At 72.0% G+C, this 11,023-nt stretch carries 12 protein-coding genes and 1 pseudogene; 6 read left to right on the top strand and 7 right to left on the bottom strand.

What is annotated here, in order from left to right; genetic code table 11:
* Positions 1 to 165: 165 nt before the first annotated feature.
* The 3 genes from ACFVFH_RS17445 to ACFVFH_RS17455 all read left to right on the top strand — a co-directional run bounded on the left by ACFVFH_RS17445 (position 166) and on the right by ACFVFH_RS17455 (position 2,458).
* Positions 166 to 1,368: a S8 family serine peptidase gene (locus tag ACFVFH_RS17445; protein ID WP_383768988.1), complete on the top strand. Its 1,203-nt coding sequence runs from the start codon at positions 166 to 168 to the stop codon at positions 1,366 to 1,368.
* A gap of 122 nt (positions 1,369 to 1,490) precedes the next feature.
* Complete coding sequence (locus ACFVFH_RS17450) at positions 1,491 to 2,066, top strand: DUF1697 domain-containing protein (RefSeq protein ID WP_383768990.1); 576 nt, start codon at positions 1,491 to 1,493, stop codon at positions 2,064 to 2,066.
* Positions 2,063 to 2,458 (top strand): DUF4440 domain-containing protein, encoded by a 396-nt coding sequence (locus tag ACFVFH_RS17455; RefSeq protein ID WP_383768993.1) that lies wholly within the window; start codon positions 2,063 to 2,065, stop codon positions 2,456 to 2,458. Before ACFVFH_RS17450 ends, ACFVFH_RS17455 begins: the two co-directional genes overlap by 4 nt.
* Before the next feature lie 6 nt (positions 2,459 to 2,464).
* Here ACFVFH_RS17455 and ACFVFH_RS17460 read toward each other — a convergent pair whose 3' ends face one another.
* Both ACFVFH_RS17460 and ACFVFH_RS17465 read right to left on the bottom strand, forming a co-directional pair.
* Positions 2,465 to 3,250 (bottom strand): ABC transporter ATP-binding protein, encoded by a 786-nt coding sequence (locus ACFVFH_RS17460; RefSeq protein ID WP_383769048.1) that lies wholly within the window; start codon positions 3,248 to 3,250, stop codon positions 2,465 to 2,467.
* A gap of 95 nt (positions 3,251 to 3,345) precedes the next feature.
* Positions 3,346 to 4,215 carry an aldo/keto reductase gene (locus ACFVFH_RS17465; RefSeq protein ID WP_383768996.1) on the bottom strand — a complete coding sequence of 290 codons (870 nt, stop codon included), beginning with the start codon at positions 4,213 to 4,215 and terminating at the stop codon, positions 3,346 to 3,348.
* Positions 4,216 to 4,337: 122 nt separating this feature from the next.
* On the opposite strand from ACFVFH_RS17465, the gene ACFVFH_RS17470 reads away from it, so the two are divergent.
* The 3 genes and pseudogenes from ACFVFH_RS17470 to ACFVFH_RS17480 form a co-directional block, all read left to right on the top strand.
* Entirely contained in the window at positions 4,338 to 5,342 is a 1,005-nt protein-coding gene (locus ACFVFH_RS17470; RefSeq protein ID WP_383768999.1) for a ketopantoate reductase family protein, read from the top strand.
* Between the two features lie 73 nt (positions 5,343 to 5,415).
* The gene (locus ACFVFH_RS17475) at positions 5,416 to 6,000 is read left to right on the top strand and encodes a TIGR03086 family metal-binding protein (protein WP_383769001.1); all 585 of its coding nucleotides are present in this window, start codon (positions 5,416 to 5,418) and stop codon (positions 5,998 to 6,000) included.
* A pseudogene (locus tag ACFVFH_RS17480) lies at positions 6,001 to 6,258 on the top strand (disulfide bond formation protein DsbA); the annotation flags it as partial. It lies immediately after the preceding gene.
* A 12-nt stretch (positions 6,259 to 6,270) separates the two neighbouring features.
* Here the strand turns inward: ACFVFH_RS17480 and ACFVFH_RS17485 are convergent.
* The 5 genes from ACFVFH_RS17485 to ACFVFH_RS17505 form a co-directional block, all read right to left on the bottom strand.
* Entirely contained in the window at positions 6,271 to 7,035 is a 765-nt protein-coding gene (locus ACFVFH_RS17485; protein ID WP_383769004.1) for a sirohydrochlorin chelatase, read from the bottom strand.
* A gap of 8 nt (positions 7,036 to 7,043) precedes the next feature.
* Complete coding sequence (locus ACFVFH_RS17490; RefSeq protein WP_383769006.1) at positions 7,044 to 7,934, bottom strand: ABC transporter permease; 891 nt, start codon at positions 7,932 to 7,934, stop codon at positions 7,044 to 7,046.
* Complete coding sequence (locus ACFVFH_RS17495) at positions 7,921 to 8,712, bottom strand: ABC transporter ATP-binding protein (protein ID WP_383769009.1); 792 nt, start codon at positions 8,710 to 8,712, stop codon at positions 7,921 to 7,923. The genes ACFVFH_RS17490 and ACFVFH_RS17495 overlap by 14 nt, the downstream gene beginning before the upstream one ends.
* A gap of 42 nt (positions 8,713 to 8,754) precedes the next feature.
* Positions 8,755 to 9,870 (bottom strand): aliphatic sulfonate ABC transporter substrate-binding protein, encoded by a 1,116-nt coding sequence (locus tag ACFVFH_RS17500; protein ID WP_383769012.1) that lies wholly within the window; start codon positions 9,868 to 9,870, stop codon positions 8,755 to 8,757.
* A 243-nt stretch (positions 9,871 to 10,113) separates the two neighbouring features.
* The coding region (locus ACFVFH_RS17505; protein ID WP_383769015.1) for a hypothetical protein at positions 10,114 to 11,023 on the bottom strand (910 nt) is incomplete at its 5' end.

Below are 11,023 nucleotides of genomic sequence, written 5' to 3' on the forward strand. Positions count from 1 at the left end.
CCCCACTGGCCGATTTCTTATTACGAAACTTTGTTGAGTAAGTCACAGCCGCATGAAGGTCTTGATCTGGGCGCGTCAATCGGCGAGGGTTTCGAGCCAGCCCCCCGGAGATCTTCCGGCCGGGGGTCGATCCCCCCACAAAGAATGACGAGGAGACCCCTCTTCATGGCAATTCACAAGCGCGCACGCCGGATCAAGCTGACCGCAGCGATAACCGCGGTGGCCGCGGCCGCCGGAGTCACCCTGCTCAACACCCCCCTCGCCGGTGCCGCCCCGGCCCCCGCGATGGGCGTCGTCTACGGCGCGGACGCGGCGGGCGCCGTCTCCGGCAGCTACATCGTGATGCTCGACCAGAAGGCCGACAAGGCGAAGCTCGCCAAGGAGTACGGCGGCAAGCTGAACCGGAACTACGGCTCCGCGATCAACGGCTTCTCCGCCAGCGGTCTTTCGCTCACCGAGGCCAAGCGCCTGGCGGCCGACCCGGCCGTCTCCAAGGTCGTCCAGAACAAGAAGTTCCACATCGACGAGACCCAGACCAACCCGCCGTCCTGGGGGCTGGACCGGATCGACCAGACCGAGACGGCCGGCGACGACGCGTACACCTACCCGGACAGCGCGGGCGAGGGCGTCACCGCGTACGTCATCGACACCGGTGTCCGCACCACGCACAACGAGTTCGAGGGCCGGGCCAGCTCGGGCTACGACGCGGTGGACGACGACGACAGCGCCGACGACGGCAACGGCCACGGCACCCATGTGGCGGGCACCATCGCCGGGAAGACCTACGGGGTCGCCAAGAAGGCCAAGATCGTCGCGGTCCGGGTGCTCGACGACTCCGGCTCCGGCACCACCGAGCAGGTCGTCGCCGGCATCGACTGGGTCACCGAGCACCACGAGGGCCCCTCCGTCGCCAACATGAGCCTCGGCGGCGGCGCTGACGAGGCGCTCGACGCCGCGGTCCAGAAGGCCATCGCCTCCGGCGTCACCTTCGCGGTGGCCGCGGGCAACGACTCCTCCGACGCGAGCGACAGCTCCCCGGCCCGCGTCCCCGAGGCCATCACGGTCGCCTCGTCGACGGTCGACGACGAGCAGTCGTACTTCTCCAACTACGGCTCGATCGTGGACATCTACGCCCCGGGCTCGGACATCACCTCGTCCTGGAACGACAGCGACGACGGCTCCAACACCATCTCCGGCACCTCCATGGCGACCCCGCACGTCGTCGGCGCCGCCGCCGTCTACCTCGCCGGCCACCCGGACGCCACCCCGGAGGAGGTCGCCACCGCACTCACCGACGGCGCCACCCCCGACGCGATCTCCAACGCGACCGCGGGCACACCGAACAAGCTGCTGAAGATCGTCGAGTAACCGATCCCGCGGCGGTGACCGGGCGGCGGACGCCCGGTCACGACGGAACCGGCGGCCGCCGTGCCCTCCCCCACGGGGCGCGGCGGCCGCACCGTGCCGAGAGACCGTCCTATGGTGTGCCCATGACGATGTATGCGGCGCTGTTGCGAGGGATCAACGTGAGCGGCCACAAGCGGATCCCGATGGCCGAACTCCGCGCGCTGCTCACCGGACTGGGACACGGAGACGTCCGCACCCACCTGCAGAGCGGCAACGCCGTCTTCAGCAGCGCGTCCGACGACGAGAACGCACTCGCCGCCGAGCTGGAGCGGGCCATCGAGCAGCGGTTCGGCTTCCCCGTCCCCTGCCTGGTCCGGGACGGTGCCTATCTGGCGGCAGTTGCCGCGGCCTGCCCGTTCCCGGCCGCCGAACTCGAAGGAAGGCAACTGCACATCACGTACTTCGACCGGCCCGTCGACGCGGGCCGCTACGCCCGGATCGACCCGGCGGCCTACCTCCCCGAGGCATTCGGCCTCGGCGACCGCGCGCTCTACCTCTACGCCCCCGACGGACTCGGCCGCTCCAGACTCGCCGAGGCACTGTCCCGGTCCTCCGTCACCCAGGACACCGTCGCCACCTCGCGCAACTGGAACACCGTGGCCAGACTGGTGGAGATGACGGCGCCCACGGGGACCGGGCAGGACGGAGCCCCCGCATGACCGGGACGTCCTCCGGCGTGGCCGCGGCGATCGAGGGCGAGCTGCGCCTCCTGGACCCGACCGTACGCGCCTCCGCCGCGCTCCTCGCCCAGGTGCTGCACCCCGACTACCGCGAGATCGACTACACCGGCCGGGTCTGGGACCGCGACTCCATGACCGCCTCGCTCACCGCCAAGGACGGCCCGCGCCCCGGCCCGATGACCGCGTCCCGGATGACCGGGACCCAGCTCGGCGACGGCCTCGTCCACCTCACCTACGACACCGAGACGAAGGGGCAGCACGCCCACCGCAGTTCGGTGTGGCGGCTCACGGACGCGGGCTGGCTGCTCTTCTTCCACCAGGCCACACCGTTCGCCACCGCCGAGGACACCGCGACCGGCACGGACGGCTGAACCCGGTCAGCGCCGGGCCACGCGCTGCGCCCGCGCCGCCCACCGGCCGTCCGTACGGGAGATCAGCACCGGATGCCCGAAGCAGTCGCTGACCCGGTCCGTGGTCAGCACCTCGTCCGCCGGGCCCGAGGCCACGCACCGGCCGCCCCGCAGCAGCAGCGCATGCGTGGTGGAGGCGGGCAGCTCCTCCAGATGATGGGTGACCAGCACCGTCGCCAGCTCCGGATGCTCCTCCCGCAGCACGTCCAGACTGTCGAGCAGCTGCTCACGCGCGGCGAGGTCGAGACCGGTGGCCGGCTCGTCGAGCAGCAGCAGCCGCGGTTGCGGCATCAGGGCGCGGGCGATGAGCGTACGGCCCCGCTCGCCCTGCGACAGCGCGGGCCAGCGCGACCCCGACTTGCCGCCCATGCCGAGCATCGTCAGCAGCCGCTCCGCCCGGTCCCGCTGCTCCTCGTCCACCGAGCGGCGCGGCACCGGCTCGATCGAGTTGGTGAGACCGGTCATCACCACCTCGTGCACCGACAGCGGGGAACGCAGCGGATGACGCGGATTGACATGCCCGAGCAGCGACCGCAGCTCCCGCAGATCGACCCGGCCCAGGGTGCGGCCCAGCACCTCCACCGAACCCCGGGTCGGGTGGTTGACCGCGCCGAGCAGCCCCAGCAGGGTGCTCTTCCCGGCTCCGTTGGCGCCGAGCAGCGCCCAGTGCTCACCGCTGCGCACGGTCAGCGAGACCGAGTCGAGCAGTACGTTGCCCTCCCGGACGAGCGAGACGTCGTCGGCCCGGATCACCGGGGCGGGAGCCTCGGCGCCGGCCGGGCCGGGCGCGGCGGCCGGGGCGGGAACGGCGGGTGCGGTACGGGGAATGGTCACGGGTGAGTACTCCTTCACGCGGGTACGAGCGCTTCCAGGCCGCTCAGGTCCTCGGCGGACAGCCGGATCTCCCGGGCCCCCAGGTTCTCCGCGAGATGGGCGGGCGAACCGGTGCCCGGGGTCGGGCACAGCACGGGGGAGCGGTGCAGGAGCCAGGCGAGGGCGATCTGCCCGCGGGAGGCACCGTGCCGGTCGGCGATGCCGGCGAGCGCAGCGGCGGCGTCGCCGGTCAGCGCGCCGTCAGCCAGCGGGAACCAGGGCAGAAAAGCCAGGCCGTGGGCCTCGCACACCTTCAGCACCGCGTCCGACGAACGGTCCAGGAGGTTGAAGCGGTTCTGCACCGAGGCGATCCCGGTCAGGGAAAGGGCCTGCTCCAGCTGGTCGGCGGTGAGGGTGTCCAGACCGATGTACCGGATCTTACCCTCCTGGCGCAGCCCATCCAGCGCGCCGAGCTGCTCGGCCATCGGCACCTGCGGGTCCAGCCGGTGCAGCTGGTAGAGGTCGATCCGGTCCGTACGCAGCCGCCGCAGACTGGCCTCGCACATCGCCCGCAGCTGCTCCGGCCGTCCCGCGACGTGCCAGGCGTGGTCACTGGTGCGCACCACACCGCCCTTGGTCGCGATCACCAGTTCCTCGCGGTACGGACGCAGCGCCTCGGCGACGAGCTCCTCGGCCAGCCCCGGGCCGTAGTTGTCGGCGGTGTCGATCAGCGTCACTCCCTGCTCGACGGCGGCCCGCAGCACGGCCACGGCGTCCTGCCGCGCACCGCGCGGACCCCAGTATCCGGGACCGGTCAGCTGGGCGGTGCCGTAGCCGAGCCGTCGTACGGGAAGCTCGCCGCCGAGCAGGAACTCGTCGTGGGGCGGGGAAGAGAGGAAGGACATGACAGGAACACTAAGGGCTCTCCCCCGACCGGTGCCGTGGCCACGGACCCTATGCTGAGACGCCGACGCTCCTTCGAGGAGCCGGGATGTCCGCTCGGTGCGGCTGTGGAACGGGAGTCGGGATGCGATACCTCATCATCGGGGCCGGTGCCGTCGGCGGTGCCCTCGGCGGACGTCTGGCGGAGGCTGGCCACGACGTGGTGCTCGTGGCGCGCGGCGCGCAGTACGAGGCGCTGCGCGGCGGCGGACTGCGGCTCGTCACTCCGGAGGGCGCCCGCGTCCACCGGCTGCCCGTCGTCGACCGGCCCGAGGCGGTCGACCTGACCCCCGACGACGTGCTGGTGCTCGCCGTGAAGACGCAGGACAGCACGGCCGCCCTCGACGCGTGGAGCGTCCGGCCCGTCGCGGGCGGCGGCACGGCGGGGGAGCGGCTGCCGCTGGTCTGCGCGCAGAACGGGGTGGAGAGCGAACGGCTCGCCCTGCGCCGCTTCCGCCGGGTGTACGGCATGTGCGTCTGGCTGCCCGCCACCTTCGTGGAGCCCGGTGAGGTCGCCGCCGCCGGGACACCGCTGACCGGCATCCTGCACCTGGGCCGCTACCCCGCCGGGACCGACGGGACGGCCCGGCTGATCGCCGCCGACCTGGAGCGGGCGAAGCTGCTCGCCCCCGTCGTGCCGGACGTGATGCGCTGGAAGTACGGCAAGCTGCTCTCCAACCTCGCCAACGCGATCGAGGCCGTCACCGGACCGATCGCCGGACAGGTCGCCACCGATCTCTTCGAGCGGGCCCGCGCCGAGGGGCGGGCCGTGCTCGCCGCCGCCGGGATCGAGGCGGTGAGCCGGGAGGAGGAGGCCGGGGCGCGCGCCGGACGGATCCGCTTCGAGCCCTTCGACGGTGCCCCGCGCGGCGGCGGCTCCTCCTGGCAGAGCCTCAGCCGGGGCACGGGCACCATCGAGGCCGACTTCCTCAACGGCGAGATCGTGCTGCTCGGCCGCCTCCACGGCATCCCCACCCCGGTCAACGAGGTGCTCCGCCGCACCGCGAACGCCTTCGCGCGCGAGCGCCGGGAGGCCGGGTCGATGTCCGTGGCCGCGCTCCTCGCGCTCGTCGACGCCGAGACGGCCTGAGCCGGACCGCCCCGCGCCCCCGCTGTCGCGTTTCTTCAATACCGCCCGCCGCACCGGATCCAGACTGGCAGGCATGAAGACCGAGCACGCGCACATGACCGAAGTCGCCGCCGAGGCGGCCCGTATCGCCCGCTCCATCGGCACGGAACAGCTCGACGCACCCGACACGCCCTGCGGCGACTGGGACGTGCGCGGGCTCGTCAACCACTGGGTGCTGTACACCTCCCACGGCCTGGAGCACCGCGCCCTGCGCAAGGACCTCCCGGAGGAACTCACCGCCCGGGACTTCACCGCCGACGCCGACTGGGCCCAGCGGTACGCGGCGCAGCTGGACCGGGCGGTCGCCGCGTGGTCCGACCCGGCGGTCTGGGAGGGGGAGATCGACTCCGGGGGCTCCGCCACCCCGGCCGCCGACATCGCCGCGATGCTCATCGAGGAGACGGCCCTGCACGGCTGGGACGTCGCCCGCGCGGTGGGGCAGGAGTTCCGGCTCTCCGACGAGGCGGCGGCCTATGTCCTCGGCGTCGTCGACAGCACCGCCGCGCTCTACCGGCAGTACCACGGGTTCGCCGACGAGGTGACGGTGGACGCCTCGGCCCCGGCCTTCGAACGGGCACTGGCCCGCAGTGGACGCGACCCGCACTGGACCGGGGCCTGAGCGCGGTCCGCCGGACCGGAGGCGTACGACGAGGCGCCGCGCCGCAGCCATGACGCGGGCAAGGAACCCGAGGCGGACGCCTACGTCGGTACGCCCACGATCCATGTCGACGGCGCGGTCTGGTTCGGGCCCGTCCTGCGGGCGGCGCCGCGCGGCGAGGAGGCCGGACGGCTCTTCGACAGCTTCCGGGTGCTCGCCGGGGCCCCGGACCTCTTCGAACTCAAGCGGACCCGCACGGGCGGCCTGGACGTGGGGTGAGCGGGCGCCGCGCTACGCGGTGAGCGCGGCGGTCCGGGCCGCGGGCCCGCGGGCCTCGTCGTAACGGGTCAGCAGCAGCCGGGCCAGCTCCGGGGCGGCGCCCAGGACACCGGCCAGGACGTCCGCCCCGGCCGCTCCTTCGGCGATCCGGTCCGGGAGCCGGCCGGGAGCGATGACGTACGGCGCCACCGCCACCCGGCGCACTCCCTCGGCCCGCAGGGCCCGTACCGCGTCCTCGGTGCGGGGGAACCCCGCGGTAGAGGTGGCGGAGGCGAACGCAGGCCGCACGGAACACCAACCGGTGTGCCGCAGCTCCCGCGCGATTTCAGCGATCACTGCGATCGCCTCCGGGTCCGTGGAGCCCGCCGAGGCCAGGACGAGCCCGGTCGAGCCCCGGTCGCCGGGACGGACCCCGGCCTGGTGCAGCCGCCGTTCCAGCGCCGAGTTCAGCAGCGGTGACGGGCCGAGGACCTCGGCCTGGCGGACCCGCAGCCGGGGCAGCCGGCCGCGGGCCTCGCGCAGCACCGTCGGGATGTCGGACTTGGCGTGGAAGGCCCGGGTGAGGAGCAGGGGAAGGGCGACGACGTCCTCCGTGCCCTGCGCGGCCAGCCGTTCCAGGACCCGCGGCACGGACGGCGCGTTGAAGTCCAGGAAGCCGGTCTCCACCCGCAGCCCCGGCCGCAGCGACCGCACCCGCGCGGTGAGCGCGTGCACGGTCGCCGCGTGCCGCGGGTCGCGGCTGCCGTGGGCGACGACGAGCAGTACCGGAGGGGTCATGGCCGTACTCAGTTCTTGACGAGGAGACCGCGGCCGCGCAGGACCCACCGCTCCAGCGGACTGAAGATCAGCAGGTCGATCGCGATGCCGACGGTGAGGATCAGGATGATGGCGAGGAACACCATCGACATGCTGCTGGTCTCCCGGCCCTGCTCCAGCAACTGGCCCAGGCCCACCCCCAGATCGGGCGAGGAGGCGATGATCTCGGCGGCCATCAGCGAACGCCAGGAGAACGCCCAGCCCTGCTTCAGCCCCGCCAGATAGCCGGGCAGCGCGGCCGGCAGCACGATGTGCCAGGTGCCGCGCAGCCCGGTGGCGCCCAGTGTCTTCCCGGCCCGCAGATGCAGCGGCGGGATCTGGTCCACCCCCGCGACCAGACCGTTGGCGATCGAAGGGACGGCGCCCAGCAGGATCACCGCGTACATCATCCGGTCGTCGAGCCCCAGCCAGATCACCGCGGGGGGCACCCAGGCGACCGACGGCAGCGACTGGAGCCCGGAGAGCACCGGCCCGATCGCCGCGCGGACCAGCCGGACGCGCGACACCAGCAGCCCGAGCGGGGTGCCGATCGCCAGCGCCAGCAGGAAGCCGAGCAGACCGCGCGAGACGCTGGTCCAGATGTAGCCGAGCAGGGTGCCCTGCGCCCAGGCGTCGGTCACCTCGTCCCACACCTGGGACGGCGACGGCAGCTTGTAGTCGTCGGTGACCTGCGCCCAGATCAGGATCTGCCAGACGACGAGCACCAGGACCACGGCCACGGCCGGCGGCAGCACCTTGCGCAGCAGCACCTCGCGGACCGGGGTCCGGCTCACCCGTACGGCGTCGAGCGCGTCCAGCCCCGCCTCCAGGCCCGCCAGATCCTGGGCGGTGTCCTTGGCGGCGGTCTCAGTGCTGGCCATGTCGGCGGATCTCCCCACGCAGTTGTTCGGTTATCTCCACGGAGAGTTCGGCCACCGCAGTGTCCTCGATGCGGCGCGGCTGGTCGATGCCGACCGTCCACTCCCGGGCGATCCGGCCCGGCCGCGACGAGAGCAGGACGACCCGCTGCGCGAGCCGGACCGCCTCGCGCACGTTGTGCGTGACGAAGAGGACCGAGAGGTTCGTCTCGCGCCAGATCCGGGTCAGCTCGTCGTGCAGCACGTCCCGGGTGATGGCGTCCAGCGCGGCGAACGGCTCGTCCATCAGCAGCAGTTGACTGTCCTGGGCGAGCGCGCGGGCCATCGCCACCCGCTGCCGCATACCGCCCGACAGCTCGTGCACACGCTTGCCGTACGCCCCGCCGAGCCGTACGAGTTCGAGCAGGCGCTCCGCCTCGGCGCGGCGCTCGGACCGGGGCATGCCGCGCAGCCGCAGCGCGAGTTCGATGTTCTTGCCCGCGGTCAGCCACGGGAAGAGGGCGTGCTCCTGGAACATCAGGGCGGGCCGCCCGCCGGGTGTCTCGATGGACCCCGCGGTCGGGCGGTCCAGCCCGGCCACCAGATTGAGCAGGGTCGACTTGCCGCACCCGGAGGCGCCCAGGAGGGTGACGAACTCGCCGGGAGCGACATCGAGTGTGATGTCGTCCAGGACGAGCTGTTGCCCCTCCGGTCCGCCGAAGGATTTCGAGACGTGGTCGATGCGGGCCGCGTGCCCGACCTCCGTACGGTCCTCGGTCTTGGTCAGCGTGGTGGTCGCCATGGTCGTCACCTCCTGGGAATCCTGATTCCGGTCTCCGGACCCCTACTTGACGCCGAGACCGGCGTCGGCGACCTCGGGCCTGCCCGCGGCCTTGAGGACCTTGTTGAGCGGCCTCAGGTCGTAGATGCCCGTCAGGTCCGTCGCGTCCAGGAGGCCCGCCTTCACCGCGTGCTTCGCCTCCGTGTCGAGCGTGGCGGCCAGCGGGTCGTCGGTGAACTGGATCGACTTCCACGCCGGGTCGATGACGTCGGCGGGCAGCTCCTTGCCGGACAGCGCCTTGAGCGCGGCGTTCGCCGAGTCCTTCGCCTTGTCCGGGTTGGCCTTGATCCACGCGTTGGTGTCGACCGAACCGCGCAGCACCGCCTCGACGACGTCCGGGTGCTCGCCGAGGAACTTCTGCGACACGATGATGTTCGTGATCACGAACTTGTTGTCCGGCCACAGGGTCGACTCGTCCAGGAGCACCTTCGCGCCCTGCGCGACCAGCTTGGAGGCGGTCGGCTCGGGGGCCCAGGCGCCGTCGATGGAACCGGACTTGTAGGCGTCCGGCGTCACCTTGTTGTCCGTGCGGACCACGGAGACGTCGCCCTTGCCGCTGTTGGCGTCGACCTTCCAGCCCTTCTCGGAGATCCAGTTGAGGAAGGCGACGTCCTGGGTGTTGCCGAGCTGCGGGGTGGCGATCTTCTTGCCCTTGAGGTCGTCCAGGGTCTTGATCTTCTTCGGGTCGACGACCAGCTTCACACCGCCGGAGGCCGAACCGCCGATGATGCGCAGGCTCTTGCCCTTGGACTTGGTGAAGCCGTTGATGGCGGGCGACGGGCCGATGAAGCCGATGTCGATCGAGCCCGCGTTGAGCGCCTCGATCTCGGACGGGCCGGCGTTGAACGTCGACGGCTTGACCGTCGTGGAGCCCAGCTCCTTGGCGATGATGCCTTCCTGGATGCCGACCAGGGCCGTGGCGTGGGTGAGGTTCGGGAAGTAGCCGATCCTCACGGTGTCCGCGGAGAGCTTCTTGCCGCCGGTGGAGACGTCGGCCTTGCCGGCGTCGTCCTGCTTCGCCGCGGAGCCGTAGCCGCACGCGGTGAGCGCGAGGGCGAGCAGCGGCAGGGCGGCGACGGCCGGGAGAGCGCGGCGCGGCGTGGTACGGGGGGCAGACACGGGAGGTGTTCCTCTCGGTGGCCCGGAGCTCGCGTCCTGAGCGGTCATGGGGACGCGGCCGGGTAGTCGGCAGGTCTTCGTCTGAACTGGCTGTGCAGGCAGTGCGGTTGCGGCGAGCTGGCGCGCAGTCGGTGAGCGTACGTCATCGCACACATCGTGCGACCCCGCCCTGACCGCTGCCGAGGGCGCCGCTACCGATGCGGCCGCCCTCCTTCGCGAACGTGGAGAACACGTCGATGGTCATCAGAAGTCCCATGTGTCAGTCCCGGTTCCGGTTCCGTTTGCGGTCCCGTCCCCGGACCCGGATTCGGCCGCGGTGGCGAACGAGATCCCCGCCATTCCGGCCGTCAGCGTGGTGCCGTCCGCGGGGTCGATCAGCAGAAACGATCCGGTTCGCCGGGAGTCCGCATACGAGTCGAGCGCGAGCGGCTCCGCGGTACGGACGACGACCCGGCCGATGTCATTGGCGACGAGCCGGCCCGGCGCGGGATGCTGGGAAAGATCGTCCAGCGTGAGGCGCGAGGGGATGTCCTTGACGATCGCCTTGACCGTGCGGGTGGTGTGCTTGAGCAGCACCCGCCGGCCGACGGTGAGCGGCTGGTCGGCGACGTGGCAGACGGTGGCCTCGACGTCCTGGGTGACCGCCGGGGCGTCGTCGGCCGGTGCGATCAGGTCGCCGCGCGAGATGTCGATGTCGTCGGCCAGCCGGAGGGTCACCGACTGGGGCGCCCAGGCGATGTCCACGCTCTCGCCGAGCGCGTCGATCCCGGCGATCGTCGACGTGCGGCCGGAGGGGAGGACGGTGACGGCCTCGCCCACCCGGAACGCCCCGGCGGCGATCTGACCGGCGTAGCCGCGGTAGTCGGGGTGCTCGGCGGTCTGCGGGCGGATGACGTACTGGACCGGGAAGCGGGCGTGGCAGGCGGTGAGGTCATGGCTGACCGGAACCGTCTCCAGGTGTTCCAGGACCGTCGGGCCGCCGTACCAGTCCATGTGCGCGGACGGTTCCACGACGTTGTCGCCGGCCAGTGCGGAGATCGGGATCGCGGTGACCTCCGGGACGCCGAGGGAGGCGGCGTAGGAGGTGAACTCCTCGGCGATGGCGGCGAAGACGGGCTCGGCGTAGTCGACCAGGTCCATCTTGTTGACGGCC

It is taken from the genome of Streptomyces sp. NPDC057697, from assembly GCF_042799335.1.
GTDB lineage: Bacteria > Actinomycetota > Actinomycetes > Streptomycetales > Streptomycetaceae > Streptomyces.

What these genes read in the sequence shown, in the direction of transcription:
- ACFVFH_RS17445 (WP_383768988.1), top strand. Translation starts at nt 166, where the DNA reads ATGGCAATTCACAAGCGCGCACGCCGGATCAAGCTGACCGCAGCGATA.
- ACFVFH_RS17450 (WP_383768990.1), top strand. Translation starts at nt 1,491, where the DNA reads ATGACGATGTATGCGGCGCTGTTGCGAGGGATCAACGTGAGCGGCCAC.
- ACFVFH_RS17455 (WP_383768993.1), top strand. Translation starts at nt 2,063, where the DNA reads ATGACCGGGACGTCCTCCGGCGTGGCCGCGGCGATCGAGGGCGAGCTG.
- ACFVFH_RS17465 (WP_383768996.1), bottom strand. Translation starts at nt 4,215, where the DNA reads ATGTCCTTCCTCTCTTCCCCGCCCCACGACGAGTTCCTGCTCGGCGGC.
- ACFVFH_RS17470 (WP_383768999.1), top strand. Translation starts at nt 4,338, where the DNA reads ATGCGATACCTCATCATCGGGGCCGGTGCCGTCGGCGGTGCCCTCGGC.
- ACFVFH_RS17475 (WP_383769001.1), top strand. Translation starts at nt 5,416, where the DNA reads ATGAAGACCGAGCACGCGCACATGACCGAAGTCGCCGCCGAGGCGGCC.
- ACFVFH_RS17485 (WP_383769004.1), bottom strand. Translation starts at nt 7,035, where the DNA reads ATGACCCCTCCGGTACTGCTCGTCGTCGCCCACGGCAGCCGCGACCCG.
- ACFVFH_RS17490 (WP_383769006.1), bottom strand. Translation starts at nt 7,934, where the DNA reads ATGGCCAGCACTGAGACCGCCGCCAAGGACACCGCCCAGGATCTGGCG.
- ACFVFH_RS17495 (WP_383769009.1), bottom strand. Translation starts at nt 8,712, where the DNA reads ATGGCGACCACCACGCTGACCAAGACCGAGGACCGTACGGAGGTCGGG.